We start from the raw sequence: 14735 nt of genomic DNA on the forward strand, positions 1-14735 counted from the left end.
GGCCCGCGCCGGATCATGGAATCCGCGCGTCTTCACGCACCTGGGGACGGCTGAGGTCCCACCCGCAACACTCGTCGCACGGGCCGCACGGCGGCGGCCCGGCGAGGTCTCCCGGCCGGGGAGCTAGCGTCCGCTCCAGGCGTCCTTCAGCCGCGAGAACAGCCCCTGCTGGCCGGGTTTGAACTGGCCCTGGGGACGCTCCTCGCCGCGCAGCTGGGCGAGTTGGCGCAGGAGCCGCTCCTGCTCCGGATCCAGCTTCTGCGGCGTCTCGACCTCCACGTGCACGACCAGGTCGCCCCGGCCGCCGCCGCGCAGATGCGTCACGCCGCGCTGATGCAGCGGAATCGCCTGCCCCGACTGCGTACCGGGGCGGATGTCGACCTCTTCCAGGCCGTCGAGCGTCTCCAGATTGACGCTCGTGCCCAGGGAGGCCGCCGTCATCGGGATCGTCACCGTGCAGTGCAGGTCGTCGCCGCGGCGCTGGAAGATCGGGTGCGGCAGCTCGCGGATCTCCACGTACAGATCGCCCGCCGGGCCGCCGCCGGGGCCGACTTCGCCCTCGCCGGCGTGCTGGATGCGGGTGCCGGTGTCGACGCCCGCGGGGATCTTGACCGTGAGCGTACGGCGCGAGCGCACCCGGCCGTCGCCCGCACACTCCGGGCACGGCGTGGGCACCACCGTGCCGAAGCCCTGGCACTGGGGGCAGGGCCGCGAGGTCATGACCTGGCCCAGGAAGGAGCGGGTGACCTGCGAGACCTCGCCGCGGCCGCGGCACATGTCGCACGTCTGCGCCGACGTGCCGGGCGCCGCGCCCTCGCCGTTGCAGGTGCCGCAGACCACCGCGGTGTCGACCTGGATCTCCTTGGTGGCGCCGAACGCCGCCTCCTCCAGCTCGATTTCGAGCCGGATCATGGCGTCCTGGCCGCGGCGGGTGCGCGAGCGCGGCCCGCGCTGGCCGGCCTGGCCGAAGAAGGCGTCCATGATGTCGGAGAGGTTGCCGAAGCCGCCGGCGCCGAAGCCGCCGGCCGCGGCGCCGTTCTGCGACAGGGGGTCGCCGCCGAGATCGTAGATCTGCTTCTTCTGCGGGTCCGAGAGCACCTCGTAAGCGGCGTTGATCTCCTTGAACCGCTCCTGGGTCTTCGGATCCGGGTTCACGTCCGGGTGCAGCTCGCGGGCGAGCCTGCGGAACGCCTTCTTGATCTCTTCCTGCGACGCGTCACGTCCGACGCCGAGGATCGCGTAGTAGTCCGTGGCCACTTATGACTCCGCCAGGATCTGTCCGACGTACCGTGCCACTGCGCGTACCGCTCCCATCGTTCCGGGGTAGTCCATGCGGGTAGGTCCGACCACGCCGAGCTTGGCGACGGCTTCACCGGTGTCGCCGCCAGAACCGTATCCGACGGAGACGACCGAGGTGGAAGTGAGCCCCTCGTGGTCGTTTTCATGGCCGATACGCACCATCACGCCCGGTTCCTTCGCCTCGCCGAGGAGCCGCAGGAGCACCACCTGCTCCTCCAGCGCCTCCAGCACCGGCCGGATGGTGAGCGGGAAGTCGTGGTCGAAGCGGGTGAGGTTGGCGGTGCCGCCGATCATCAGCCGCTCCTCGGTCTCCTCCACCAGCGTCTCCAGCAGCACCGACAGCACGGTCTGCACCGTGCCGCGGTCGTCCGCGGGGAAGGGCTCGGCCAGATCGGCCACCAGCCGCGGCACGTCGGCGAACCGGCGGCCGACGACACGGCTGTTGAGCCGGGCGCGCAGATCGGCGAGGGAGTCCTCGCTGAACGGCGCCGGGCAGTCGATCAGGCGCTGCTCGACCCGGCCGGTGTCGGTGATGAGCACGAGCATCACGCGCGCGGGGGCGAGTTGGAGCAGCTCGACGTGGCGCACGGTCGAGCGGGTCAGCGACGGGTACTGCACGACCGCCACCTGCCGCGTCAACTGCGCCAGCAGCCGCACCGTACGCCCCACGACGTCGTCGAGGTCGACGGCGCCGGACAGGAAGTTCTGGATCGCCCGCCGCTCGGGTGCGCTCAGCGGCTTGACGTCGGCGAGCTTGTCGACGAACAGCCGGTAGCCCTTGTCGGTGGGGATACGGCCGGCGCTGGTGTGCGGCTGGGCGATGTACCCCTCGTCCTCCAGGGCGGCCATGTCGTTACGCACCGTCGCCGGGGAGACACCCAGGTGATGCCGCTCGGTGAGTGCCTTGGAGCCGACCGGCTCCTCCGTGCCCACGTAGTCCTGGACGATGGCGCGCAGCACTTCGAGCCGGCGCTCGCTGAGCATGCTGCCCACCTCCGCACTCGGGGTTCCGTCCGGTCGTTCCGCCGCTGGCACTCGACGGCGGGGAGTGCCAGGGTTCCGGGCCAGTGTACGGCCGGGTACGGCAGCTCGGGCAAGCAGCCGGTCACGTTATAGCGTCGGGGGATGGGTGGCGCTTGGGAAGAGCTGGCCCCGGACGTCCTGCGGCGCCGGCTGCCGCGCTGGGACGCGACGGCGGGTGCGGTGGGCGGAGCCGAAGGCGTGCTGCTCGTGGACACGGGCGCCTCGCTGCGGGAGGGCGCGGAGCTGCGCGGGGAGGTCCGCCGCCGCTTCGGCCGCCCGGTGACGCACATCGCACTCACGCATCCGCACTTCGACCACGTGCTCGGCACCGCGGCCTTCGCCGGGGCCGAGGTCCACGGCCCGGCGGGGATGGCCGCGCACCTGCGCGGGCCGGGCGCGGACGAGCTGCGGGCGGACGCCGTACGCCACGGGCTGGACCGCGACGCGGCGGCAGAGGCCGTCGACGTCCTCGTCGCCCCGCGGCACGCGGTCTCCGGCACGTACCCGCTGGACCTCGGGGGCGGCCGGGAGGTGCTGCTGGTCGAGCTGGGCGCGGCGCACTCGTCGCACGACATGGCGGTGTACGTCCCCGGCCGCCCCGCGGTCGTCTTCTGCGGCGACCTCGTGGAGGAGTCGGGCCCCCCGCAGGCGGGCCGGGACGCGGACCCGGCCCGCTGGCCGGCGGCGCTGGACCGGCTGCTGGAGCTGGGCGGGGACGCGGCGGTGTACGTGCCGGGGCACGGGGCGGCGGTCGGGGCGGACTTCGTCCGGGCCCAACGCGACGAACTGGCGCGGAGCTTGTCGTAGTCTCGCGAGGTGCGCCGCTACGACACCGACCTCACGCCCCCCTGGAAGAAGCCGCAGCAGCCCGCCCCCGAGGTACCGGCCGAGCCGGACCTCGTGGTGGAGGAGGTGGCGACGGGCTTCTGCGGCGCGGTCATCCGTACGGAGAAGACCGCGGAGGGCCCGACGGTGACCCTGGAGGACCGCTTCGGCAAGCACCGGGTGTTCCCGCTGACGCCGCGCGGCTTCATGATCGACGGCAAGGTGGTCACGCTGGTACGCCCCGGCCGACCCGCGTCGTCCCCGGGCCCCCTCCTGTCCGCCTCCGGCTCGATCGCGGTCCGCGACCACACCGCACGCGTGGCCCGCGCGGGCCGCATCTACGTCGAGGGCCGCCACGACGCGGAGCTGGTGGAGCGCGTCTGGGGCCACGACCTGCGGGTCGAGGGCGTGGTGGTCGAATACCTGGAGGGCGTGGACGACCTCCCCGCGGTGGTCGAGTCCTTCGCCCCGGGCCCGGACGCGCGCCTCGGAGTGCTGGTGGACCACCTGGTGCCGGGCACGAAGGAGTGGCGCATCGCGGAGTCGGTGACGAGCGCCCACGCGCTGGTGGTGGGTCACCCCTACGTGGACATCTGGGAGGCGGTCAAGCCCTCGTCGGTGGGCATCGCGGCCTGGCCGAGGATCCCGCGGGGCGAGGACTGGAAGACGGGCGTCTGCCGGGAACTGGGCTGGCCCCCGGACACGGGCGCGGCCTGGCGCCGCATCCTGGACTCCGTCCGGACGTACCGCGACCTGGAACCGGCGCTGCTGGGCCGGGTGGAGGAGCTGATCGACTTCGTCACGGCCCCGGCTTCCTGAGGGGTTCGGGGCCCGGCCCGGCCGCTACCGGTCGGCGTTGTCCCACGGCCTCGTTGCCCACGCGGTACGTGACAGACCCCGGACGGAACGCCTCGAACCTCCTACCCTGGCAGTGGCGAGCCGCAGAGAAGAGGTAAGGCTGTGACGTCATCGGACGGTGCCCCCGACCTGCTCACGGAACCGCTCGCGTTCGGCCAGCGGATGCAGATCCTGCGCGAGCGCCGCGGCATGAGCCGGCCGGTCCTGGGCGGGCTGCTCGGCAAGTCGCCGTCGTGGGTGAAGCAAGTGGAGACCGGAAAGCTCCAGTTGCCGAAGCTGCCCATGATCCTGCGGATCGCCGAGGTGCTGCGCGTACGCGATCTCGCCGACCTCACCGGCGACCAGTCCATGAGCGTCGAGATGTTCGTCGGCCCAGGACACGCCAGGCTCCCCGCGGTCCGCGACGCCCTCAACCGCTTCGCGCTGCCCGGCGACCGTGAGGCCCCGAACCTCCCGCACCTGCGGGCCCGCCTCGACCAGGCGTGGAGCGCCCGTCACTCCGCCCCCAACCACCGGGACGTCATCGGCGCGCTGCTGCCCGACCTGATCCTGGACGCGCGCCTGGCCACGCGGCAGGCCGAGGCCGCCACCGAACGCCGCCGCGCGCAGTCCCTGCTCGCCGAGACGTACGCGCTGTCGCAGTTCTTCCTCGCCTACCAGCCCGACAGCTCGCTCCTCTGGCGCGTCGCCGACCGCGGCATGGTCGCCGCCCAGGAGAGCGAGGACCCGCACGCCATCGGCACTGCCGCCTGGCTGCTCGCCCAGGCCCACCGCGACGCCGGCCCGCGGGACTTCGACGCCGCCGACGACGTCAACCGCGCGGCCATCGACTACCTCCGCCCGCTGCTGGCCGAGGCCGATGACCGCGTGCTGGCCATCGCCGGTGCGCTCGACTTCGAGCTGGGCTACACCGCCGCCCGCCGCGGCGCATCCGGCACAGCGTGGGCGCACTGGGACGACGCGCGCGACAAGGCCGGGCGGCTGCCCGCCGGTTACTACCACCCCGTCACCAGCTTCGGCGCGGCCATCATGGGCGCGCACGCGGTCACGGTGGCGGTGGAACTGCATGCCGGAGGCGAGTCCGTACGGCAAGCGGCGCGCGCTGACACCGCCGTGATCCCCAGCCACCCGCGCCGGGCTCGGCACCGCATCGAGGAGGCCCGCGGCTACCAGCTCAACGGCCAGCCGGACGTCGCACTGGCAACACTGGAAAAGGCCAACGCCGCGGCTCCCGAGACTATCCGCTACAACGGGTACGCCCGCCGGATCATCCTTGAGGAGTCCGAGGCCAAGAGCCCCGCGCGCAGGAGGCGCGCTGCCTCGCTCGCGACGAAGGTCGGACTCCTGGCCGCATAGCGAACAGGCATGCGAGGGGCAGGATCTCTGCCCCTGCCGAGCGCCAGCCGCTCCTACCGTCAGTGACGACCTGATCACCGACGACAGGCGAGCGTGATGGAGACCCCTGACACCCACCCGCCCCGGCCCACGCTGGCGTTCATCTACGACCGGCACGCCACACTGACGACCGCGGCCCTGGACGAGCGCATAGCGCGTTGCAGGCGGTATGCCGCCGAGCAGGGCTGGGTGGTGGCCGGGGAGTGGGTCGACCGCGGTGACCAGGCGCTGTGCGCCTGGCAGCGGGCGCAGTGGCAGATGCTCGTCTACGCGATGCGCCAGGCCGCCGACTCCGCGGTGTGCCTGGTGGCCACGTGGGACCGCATCAGTTGGGACCGAGGGGACAGTGCGATCCTGCGCCACGCGGTCCACCGGGCGGGCGGTTACTGCGTCACCACCGCGGGAGAGAACGACCTCGAACTGAGCCAGGGCGAATCACCGTCAGCGCCCCGCTGTCACTGAAGGGACGACCGTGACCACTCCCCCGCGCCGTACCTCCGCGGCCGACCCGATCCGCCTGTCCGACGTGTTCCCGCCCGCGGACGCCGCCCCGGCCCCCGGCTGCGGCAGGTGCGCCGAACTGGCGGCGGACCGGGCCGCGGCCCGCGGGAAAGGCGACTGGTCGGCGGTGAGCGACGCCAACGTCCTCATCCGCCGCCATCCCCACTGAACCCCGCCTCCCGGCCGCGGGGGCAGACCGCGGCCGAGAGGCGGACCCGGGGCGGGCGACGGTACTCACGACCGCCCCGGGGCGCGCCCCGCCCGCCGCATGGGTCCGGCGGGCGGGGGCGTACACGTGCGGGATCGGCGGAGGAATCCGGTCGTAACTCGCGGTAACAGCTCTTGATTCGGCCCGTATCCGCCCTCGCCGGCCGACTTTCGCCCCTCCGCACGCACCCGCCTGCGGACCCGACCGCAACCGCACGCCCGGCCCGGCTCCGGCCTCGATGAACCCGCGTTGTCAGCGGAGGCGCATACCCTTGGGTGGGTGTGCGGGGATCATGGGGATTGCGGGGATCACGGGGGATCGTGCGTTCTGTGCGCGGTGGGGCGCCGGGCGGACCCTCAGTCCACCAGGTCCCGGACCACCCCGTCCGCCAGCAGCCGCCCCCGCAGCGTCAGCACCAGCCGGCCCTCCTCGTAGGGACCGCGCTCCAGGAGGCCGTCCCCTACCGCCCGTGACGCCGCCTCCGCCCCCGCCGGCCGCAGCAGCGAACGCGGGCAGCCCGCCGACAGCCGCAGCTCCAGCAGGATCCGCTCGACCCTCCGGTCCTCCTCCGTCAGCACCTCACGCCCCGCCGCCGGCGACCGCCCCGCCGCCAGCGCGGACGCGTACGGCCCGGGGTGCTTGACGTTCCACCACCGCACCCCGCCCACGTGGCTGTGCGCCCCGGGACCCGCGCCCCACCAGTCCGCGCCCGTCCAGTACAGCTCGTTGTGCCTGCACCGCGCCGCGTCCCCGGGCACCGCCCAGTTCGACACCTCGTACCAGGACATCCCCGCCGCCGACAGCGCCTCCTCCGCGATCAGATACCTGTCCGCGTGCACGTCGTCGTCCGTCGGCGGCACCTCGCCCCGCCGGATCCGCCGCGCCAGTTGCGTGCCCTCCTCCACGATCAGCGCGTACGCCGACACGTGGTCGGGACCCGCCCCCAGCGCCGCCGCCAGCGAGGCCCGCCAGTCGTCGTCCGTCTCCCCCGGCGTGCCGTAGATCAGGTCCAGGTTCACGTGCGCGAACCCCGCCGCCCGCGCCTCCGCCACACACGCCTCCGGCCTTCCGGGCGTGTGCGTACGGTCCAGCACCGTAAGGACGTGCTCCCGCGCGCTCTGCATGCCGAACGAGATCCGGTTGAACCCGGCCTCCCGCAGCGCCTCCAGGTATGCCGGATCCACCGACTCCGGATTGGCCTCCGTGGTCACCTCCGCGTCCGGCGCGAGGCCGAACTCCGAGCGGATCGCCGCCAGCATCCGGCCCAGGTCCGCCGCCGGCAGCAACGTGGGCGTACCGCCCCCGAAGAACACCGTCTCGACCTGCCGCGGATCGTCGCCCAGCACCTTGCGGGCGAGGCGGACCTCCTCGGCGAAGGTGGCGGCGTAGTCGTCGCGGGAGGTGCCGCGCAGCTCGGAGGAGGTGTACGTGTTGAAGTCGCAGTAGCCGCAGCGGGTCGCGCAGTACGGAACGTGGGCGTAGAAGCCGAGGGGGCGGCCGGCGGCCCCGGCGAGCGCCTCGGCGGGCAGGGTCCCGTCCTCGGGCGCGGGCTCGCCATCGGGCAGTACGGAGGGCATGGACCCATTGTCCCTCGCCGGCGGAACGCCCCTCAGTACCCGCCCGCTCAGTACCCGCCCGGCTCCGTCCCCCGCGCCTGGAGCACCATCATCGCCAGGTCGTCCCGCGGCGGCGCCGGCGCGAAGTCGTGCACCGCCGTCCTGATCCGCTCCGCCACCGCCGCCGCGCCCAGCCCCGTGCAGCACGACAGGGCCTCCGCCAGCCCGTCGCCGTCGTCGAACAGCCGGTCCCCGAACCGCCGCTCCGTGACCCCGTCCGTCACGCACAGCAGCGTGTCACCGGGCTCCAGGTCGAACGACTGGCTGTAGTACTCCGCGTCGTCCAGCACCCCGAGCAGCAACTGCGCGTCCGCCGCCGCCCGCACCCCGCCGTCACTGCGCAGCAGCAGCGGCAGCGGGTGCCCGGCGCTGGCCACGGTGCACCGGACGCCGCCGCGGTCGTGCTCGTACGGCACCAGTTCCCCGTACAGCAGCGACAGGAACCGCGCCTGCTCCGGCGGCAGCCCGAACGCCGTGGCCGCCTCGACCGCCTCGAAGGCGTGCTCCACGAGCGTGCGGTTGAGGCCCGCGAGCACGTCGGCGACGCCGTACCCCTCGCGCGCCAGCAGCCGCAGCACGGGCCGCGCGAGGCCCGTGACGACGGCCGCCTCCGGGCCCTGGCCGCAGACGTCGCCGAGGGCGAAGCACCAGCGGTCGCTGCCGCTGGGGAAGAGGTCGTAGAAGTCGCCGCCCGCGGCGGCGCCCTCGGCCGGCTCGTAGACGACGGCGGTGTCCATGGCCGGCATCTCCGCGATGCCGCTGGGCAGCAGGCCGCGCTGCAGCACCTCGCTGATGGTCACCTGGCGCGTGTACTGGCGGGCGGCGGAGACGGCGTGCGCCACGCGGCGGGCGAAGTCCGTGACGACGGCGACGACGTCGCCGCCGATCCGGGCGACGCCGGCGCGGCCGAAGAGCAACGTGCCGACGCGCCGGCCGCCGGCGACCAGCGGGCAGGCCAGCGCGGGGCCGCCGAGCCCGTAGCCGGCGTCTCCGGGGCCGCGGGCGACGCCGCCGCTCCCGCCGGGCCAGGAGACCGGTACGGGGCGGGCGTCGGGCGGCGGCAGCGGGCACTGCTCCAGGGCGCGGCGGAGCGGGGAGATCCGCTCCTCGGCGGCATGCCAGACCTGTGCGAGACGGGGCTCGGTCCCGTCGGTGCCTTCGAGCCAGACGGCACTCCAGTCGGCGAGCCGGGGCACGAGGAGCTGGGTGGCCAGCGAGGCGACCATGTCCTCGTCGAACTGCCCGGCGAGCATGTCGGAGGTCTCGGCGAGGAACGAGAAGGCGCCGACGCCGGCCCAGGGGCCGCCGCCGCGCAGCTCGGGGTCGGTGGCGCTGCGCGGGGTGTGCGCGGTGGCCTGGCTGGGCAGGCGGAGCGCGGCGCGGGCGCCGTGCGGGTCGGCGAGGTCGTCGTCGGCGAGGTCGTGCGCGCCGCGCACGGCCTCGCCGCCGGAGCCGTCCGCGTGGTGCGGTACGCCCCGGCCGTGGGCCGCGTCGTCGGGTACGCCGTGCGCACCCGCCCCGTCGTGCGCCGCGCCGGTCCCCCGGTCGGGTGCCGCGGCTGCCGGGCCGTCGCCGGCCGGCTCGTCCGCGACCTCGCGCAGCGGGCCCATCCGGAACCAGACGGTCTTCTCGCTGCGGCGGTGCTCGACGCCCCAGGCGTCGGCGAGCGCGGCGACGAGCTGCAGGCCGTAGCCGTACGACTCCTCGGGCGCCGGCAGCGGCATCACCCGGGCCGCGTGCCCGTCCGTGACCTCCACCAGCAGCGTCGGCTCCGCGTCCTGGCCGCCGCCGACCGCGCCGTCGCGCGCAAGACCGGCGGCGGTGGCGTCCTCGGCGACCAGCCGGCAGCGGACCCGTACGTCGGTGCCGGCGTGCACCACGGCGTTCGTGACCAGCTCGCTGGTCAGCAGCTCGGCGTCGTCGGCCTCGGGCCCGGCGCGGCCGGCGAGCAGTTCGCGTACGAACCGGCGGGCCGCCGCGGCGGCGGGCATGCCGGCGGCGAGGGTGAGGGCGACGTCGGTGACGCCCTGCGGGCCGGGGGCCGCGTCCGCGTCCGCGCCCTCCGCGGAGGCATCCCCTGGGTCGTCCCCGGAGCCGCCCCCGCGGCCGTCCGCCCCGTCGTCGCCGGAGCCGTCCCCGCCGTCGTCCGCGGCCTCGCCGTCCGCGTCGCCCGGGGCCGTACGGTGCGCGCCGCGCGCGCCGCCGCCGCGGGCCTTCCCGCCGGATGCGGGCACGTCGTCCGCGCCGTCCGTACCGTCCGCGTCACCGGCACCTTCCGTGCCGCCTCCGCTGTCCCCGCCGTCCCCGCCGTCCCCGCCGTCCGGCTCCGCGGGCTCTCTTCGCACGACCGACACCACGGTGGATCGACGTACGGCCTGCACTGCGAAGGTCGTCCCCACTGTCCTCTCCCGGCCCAATCCCGGCATACGGGCGTTCCCCACGTAGCCAGAGTGACAGACTGAGCTCGCCCAGATGCACCAAGTGACACAACTGGTGACCGGATATGGCCCATCCGACCCCCGTCACACCCCCCGGTCTACCCCCTCCGGCCACCCCCGCCCCGCCCTACCCACCGGCCGCGCGCGACGCGGCGCCGGACCGGCCACAGCCGCGAAGACCCAGCTCACCGCGGTGGACACGCGTGCGTACGAGACCTCGGCACCCGCCGGGACGGCACTCGCCCCACCCCGCGACCGGGGCCGCGGGCACCGTCAACGGGATGGTGCGCCTCGCCCGTTCGAGGGGTGCGCCCGGCGGCGCCCACGCCGCCCGCACACCCCTGAACGCCCGTCCCGTTCCCCGCGGACGACAGCGGACGCACCCCCGCGGACCGGCCGCAAGCGGCCGCGGCCGTACGGGACTTCCGGCCCCGGGGGTACGTCGAAAAGGAGCCGCGCCTCAGGCTTCCCTGGCGCCCGCGTACATGTCCTCGATCAGGTCCTTGTACTCCTGCTCCACCACCGGCCGCTTCAGCTTCAGGCTCGGCGTCAGCTCCCCGTGCTCGACGTCGAGGTCCCGCGGCAGGATCCGGAACTTCTTGATCATCTGCCAGCGCTGCAGCCGCTCGTTGAGCTGCTTGACGTACCCCTCGACCAGCTCCCGCGCCTCCGGCGAGGCGACCAGCTCCGCGTACGGCCGGCCCTCCAGGCCGTTCTCCTTCGCCCAGCCGGTGAGCGCCACCTCGTCGAGGGAGATCAGCGCGGTGCAGAAGTTGCGGTCGGCGCCGATGACGAGGATCGAGCCGACGTACGGGCAGACGGCCTTGAACTGGCCCTCGACCTCGCTCGGCGCGATGTACTTGCCGCCGGACGTCTTGATCAGGTCCTTCTTGCGGTCGGTGATGCGCAGGAAGCCGTCGTCGGACAGCTCGCCGATGTCGCCGGTGTGGAACCAGCCGTCGTCCTCCAGCACCTCGGCGGTCTTCTCCGGCAGGCCGTGGTAGCCCTGCATGATGCCGGGGCCGCGCAGCAGGATCTCGCCGTCGTCGGCGATCCGTACCTCGCAGCCGGGCAGCGGCTTGCCGACGGTGCCGGTGCGGTAGGTCTCCAGGCGGTTGCAGAAGCTGGCGGCGGCGGACTCGGTGAGGCCGTAGCCCTCCAGGATCGGGACGCCGGCGCCGTCGAAGAAGTAGCCGATCTCGGGGGCGAGGGCGGCGGATCCGGAGACCATGCCGCGCATCCGGCCGCCGAAGGCGGCGCGGAACTTGCCGTAGACCAGCCTGTCGGCGAGGGCGTGCTTGGCCGTCAGGCCGGCGGACGCGGTGCGCTTGCCGGTGCGGCGGTGGTTGTCCTGGGTGACGCGCGCGTACTCGCGGGCGACCTCGGCGGCCCACAGGAAGATCTTGTACTTGGCGCCGCCGCCGGCCTTCGCCTTGGCGGCCACGCCGTTGTAGACCTTCTCGAAGATCCGCGGGACGCCGCACATCTGGGTGGGCCGGACGACCGGCAGGTTCTCGATGATCTTGTCGATCCGGCCGTCGACGGCCATCACGTGCCCGACCTTGATGTGCCCGGCGGTGAGCACCTTGCCGAAGACGTGCGCGAGCGGCAGCCACAGGTACTGCACGTCCTCCGGCATGACCAGCTCGATGCCCTCGATCGCGTAGCCCATGTACGACCACGAGTCGTGCGCCAGCCGCACGCCCTTGGGGCGGCCGGTGGTGCCGGAGGTGTAGATGAGGGTGGCGAGCTGGTCGGGGCGCAGGGCTTCGATGTGCTCCCGTACAGCCTCGGGGTGCTTCTCCAGATACTCCGCGCCGCGCCGCTCCAGCTCGGCGAGGGAGAGCACCCAGCCGTCCGGGTCGCCCTCGGCGGCGAGCGCCTCTCCAGTGCCTTCGGCCTCGACCACGACGACGTGCGCCAGCTCCGGCAGCTCCGCCCGCATCTCGCGCGCCTTGGCGAGCTGGGCCGCGTCCTCGGCGACGAGCACGCGGCTGCCGGAGTCGGCGAGGATGTACGCGGTCTCCTCGGCGTTGGTGCTGGGGTAGACCGTGGTGTTGGCGCCGCCGGCGCAGAGGATGCCGAGGTCGGTGAGGATCCACTCCAGCCGGGTGTTGCAGGCGAGCGCGACCCGCTCCTCGGGCTGCAGGCCGAGGTCGAGCAGCCCGGCGGCGATCGCGAAGACCCGCTCGGCGGACTGCGCCCAGGTCAGCGACCGCCACTCGTCGCCCTCGCCGGCGGTGGCGGCGGGCACCGGGTACTGGAACGCCTCCCGGTCGGGGGTGGACTCGACGCGGTCAAGGAAGAGCGTGGCGACGGACGGCGGGCGGCTGTCCAGCTTCGTCTGGGTTTCGGTCTCGGTCACTGCATCCTCCGGCCCTGCTCTTCGCTGGTAACTGGCGAGTAACCAGCAGATTAGAGGGTGACATCGAACGGCGTAAGGGTCTGCAAGGCGTCGGATAGGTCTCGAAGCCGGGCCGGGCGGGTGTCCCGCGCCGGCCCGGTCGTACGATTCCGCTTCCGCCCCGCCGGGCGGCCCCCGGCTACTTCTTCGCCTTGCCGTCCTCGTCCGAGGACAGCACGGCGATGAACGCCTCCTGCGGCACCTCGACGTTGCCGACCATCTTCATCCGCTTCTTGCCTTCCTTCTGCTTCTCCAGCAGCTTCCGCTTACGCGAGATGTCACCGCCGTAGCACTTGGCGAGGACGTCCTTGCGGATGGCGCGGATGGTCTCGCGGGCGATGACACGGGAGCCGATGGCCGCCTGCACGGGTACCTCGAACGCCTGCCGCGGGATCAGCTCCTTGAGCTTGGCGACGAGCCGGACGCCGTAGGCGTACGCCTTGTCCTTGTGCGTGATCGCGGAGAAGGCGTCGACCTTGTCGCCGTGCAGCAGGATGTCGACCTTGACGAGCTGGCTGCTCTGCTCGCCCGTGGGCTCGTAGTCGAGGGAGGCGTAGCCGCGGGTCTTGGACTTGAGCTGGTCGAAGAAGTCGAAGACCACCTCGGCGAGCGGCAGCGTGTAGCGGATCTCGACGCGCTCCTCGGAGAGGTAGTCCATGCCGAGCAGCGTGCCGCGGCGGTTCTGGCACAGCTCCATGACCGAGCCGATGAACTCGCTGGGCGTGAGGACCGTCGCCCGTACGACCGGCTCGTAGACCTCCTCGATCTTGCCGACCGGGAACTCGCTGGGGTTGGTGACGACGTGCTCGGTGCGGTCCTCCAGCACGACGCGGTAGATCACGTTGGGCGCGGTGGCGATCAGGTCGAGGTTGAACTCGCGCTCCAGCCGCTCCCTGATCACCTCCAGGTGCAGCAGGCCGAGGAAGCCGACGCGGAAGCCGAAGCCGAGCGCCGCCGAGGTCTCCGGCTCGTAGACCAGCGCGGCGTCGTTGAGCTGGAGCTTGTCGAGCGCGTCGCGCAGCTCGGGGTAGTCGGAGCCGTCGACCGGGTAGAGCCCGGAGAACACCATGGGCTTGGGGTCCTTGTAGCCGCCGAGCGGCTCGGTGGCGCCCTTGCTGAGCCGGGTGACGGTGTCGCCGACCTTGGACTGGCGGACGTCCTTGACGCCCGTGATCAGATAGCCGACCTCGCCGACGGAGAGGCCGTCGGCCGGGGTCATCTCCGGCGAGTTCGTACCGATCTCCAGCAGCTCGTGCTGGGCGCCGGTCGACATCATCCTGATCCGCTCGCGCTTGCCGAGCGTGCCGTCGACGACCTTCACGTACGTCACGACGCCGCGGTACGAGTCGTAGACCGAGTCGAAGATCATCGCGCGGGCGGGGGCGTCCTTGACCCCCACCGGCGGCGGCACCTGCCGGACCACCTCGTCGAGCAGCGCCTCGACGCCCTCCCCGGTCTTCGCCGAGACCCGCAGCACGTCGGAGGGGTCGCAGCCGATGAGCCCCGCCAGCTCGGCGGCGAACTTCTCCGGCTGCGCGGCGGGCAGGTCGATCTTGTTCAGCACCGGGATGATCGTGAGGTCGTTCTCCATCGCGAGATAGAGGTTCGCGAGGGTCTGCGCCTCGATGCCCTGCGCGGCGTCCACCAGCAGCACACAGCCCTCGCAGGCGGCGAGGGAGCGGGAGACCTCGTACGTGAAGTCGACGTGCCCGGGGGTGTCGATCATGTTGAGGATGTGCGCCTCGCCGCTGCTCTCACCCTCCGTGGGCGACCACGGCATGCGTACGGCCTGGGACTTGATCGTGATGCCCCGCTCGCGCTCGATGTCCATACGGTCGAGGTACTGCTCGCGCATCTGGCGCTTGTCGACGACTCCGGTGATCTGGAGCATCCGGTCGGCCAGCGTCGACTTGCCGTGGTCGATGTGCGCGATGATGCAGAAATTGCGGATCAGCGCGGGCTCGGTACGGCTGGGCTGCGGCACGGTGGTTTCGGTCGCGGGCACCTAGGGGTCCTGTCGGGAGGGAGGGGCATGGCTGCACTCGTCGCCCCCATGGTCCCATGCGCGCGGGGCCGGGAGCGGTTTGGGCGGCCGTCCTGGCTGCTGGTAGCCTGACCCACTGTGCCTGGACCCGGTGAGGTCCGGCAGTTCAGGTCCCACAGGACGA

General features: G+C 73.1%; 11 protein-coding genes. 5 read left to right on the forward strand and 6 right to left on the reverse strand.

Going from position 1 to position 14735, the window contains the following annotated elements; genetic code table 11:
• Positions 1 to 123 precede the first annotated feature (123 nt).
• Entirely contained in the window at positions 124 to 1257 is a 1134-nt protein-coding gene (gene dnaJ, locus ABGA99_RS32900; RefSeq protein WP_347577959.1) for a molecular chaperone DnaJ, read from the reverse strand.
• Entirely contained in the window at positions 1258 to 2283 is a 1026-nt protein-coding gene (gene hrcA, locus ABGA99_RS32905; protein ID WP_347577960.1) for a heat-inducible transcriptional repressor HrcA, read from the reverse strand.
• A 141-nt stretch (positions 2284 to 2424) separates the two neighbouring features.
• Here hrcA and ABGA99_RS32910 point away from each other — a divergent pair, with 141 nt between their 5' ends.
• The 5 genes from ABGA99_RS32910 (at position 2425) to ABGA99_RS32930 (ending at position 6070) form a co-directional block, all read left to right on the forward strand.
• On the forward strand, positions 2425 to 3129 hold the full coding sequence (locus ABGA99_RS32910; RefSeq protein ID WP_347577961.1) for an MBL fold metallo-hydrolase: 705 nt from the start codon (positions 2425 to 2427) through the stop codon (positions 3127 to 3129).
• Between the two features lie 9 nt (positions 3130 to 3138).
• On the forward strand, positions 3139 to 3966 hold the full coding sequence (locus ABGA99_RS32915) for a DUF3097 domain-containing protein (RefSeq protein WP_347584079.1): 828 nt from the start codon (positions 3139 to 3141) through the stop codon (positions 3964 to 3966).
• A gap of 141 nt (positions 3967 to 4107) precedes the next feature.
• A complete protein-coding gene (locus tag ABGA99_RS32920) occupies positions 4108 to 5361 on the forward strand; it encodes a helix-turn-helix transcriptional regulator (protein ID WP_347577963.1) in 1254 nt (417 codons plus the stop codon).
• A gap of 96 nt (positions 5362 to 5457) precedes the next feature.
• Positions 5458 to 5862, forward strand: coding sequence for a recombinase family protein (locus ABGA99_RS32925; RefSeq protein ID WP_347584080.1), 405 nt, complete (start codon positions 5458 to 5460; stop codon positions 5860 to 5862).
• A 10-nt stretch (positions 5863 to 5872) separates the two neighbouring features.
• Positions 5873 to 6070, forward strand: coding sequence for a hypothetical protein (locus tag ABGA99_RS32930; protein WP_347584081.1), 198 nt, complete (start codon positions 5873 to 5875; stop codon positions 6068 to 6070).
• A 395-nt stretch (positions 6071 to 6465) separates the two neighbouring features.
• Here ABGA99_RS32930 and hemW read toward each other — a convergent pair whose 3' ends face one another.
• The 4 genes from hemW to lepA form a co-directional block, all read right to left on the reverse strand.
• Entirely contained in the window at positions 6466 to 7686 is a 1221-nt protein-coding gene (gene hemW / locus ABGA99_RS32935; RefSeq protein ID WP_347577966.1) for a radical SAM family heme chaperone HemW, read from the reverse strand.
• A gap of 47 nt (positions 7687 to 7733) precedes the next feature.
• The gene (locus ABGA99_RS32940) at positions 7734 to 10082 is read right to left on the reverse strand and encodes an ATP-binding SpoIIE family protein phosphatase (protein ID WP_347584085.1); all 2349 of its coding nucleotides are present in this window, start codon (positions 10080 to 10082) and stop codon (positions 7734 to 7736) included.
• 541 nt (positions 10083 to 10623) lie between these two features.
• Positions 10624 to 12528: a long-chain fatty acid--CoA ligase gene (locus ABGA99_RS32945; protein WP_347577967.1), complete on the reverse strand. Its 1905-nt coding sequence runs from the start codon at positions 12526 to 12528 to the stop codon at positions 10624 to 10626.
• Positions 12529 to 12706: 178 nt separating this feature from the next.
• Positions 12707 to 14572: a translation elongation factor 4 gene (gene lepA / locus ABGA99_RS32950; RefSeq protein WP_347577968.1), complete on the reverse strand. Its 1866-nt coding sequence runs from the start codon at positions 14570 to 14572 to the stop codon at positions 12707 to 12709.
• Positions 14573 to 14735: the final 163 nt, after the last annotated feature.

Source organism: Streptomyces sp. B5E4 (genome assembly GCF_039871555.1).
Lineage (GTDB): Bacteria > Actinomycetota > Actinomycetes > Streptomycetales > Streptomycetaceae > Streptomyces.

Coding starts and splice junctions, on each gene's coding strand:
- hrcA (WP_347577960.1), bottom strand. CDS start 2,283: ATGCTCAGCGAGCGCCGGCTCGAAGTGCTGCGCGCCATCGTCCAGGAC.
- ABGA99_RS32910 (WP_347577961.1), top strand. CDS start 2,425: ATGGGTGGCGCTTGGGAAGAGCTGGCCCCGGACGTCCTGCGGCGCCGG.
- ABGA99_RS32925 (WP_347584080.1), top strand. CDS start 5,458: ATGGAGACCCCTGACACCCACCCGCCCCGGCCCACGCTGGCGTTCATC.
- hemW (WP_347577966.1), bottom strand. CDS start 7,686: ATGCCCTCCGTACTGCCCGATGGCGAGCCCGCGCCCGAGGACGGGACC.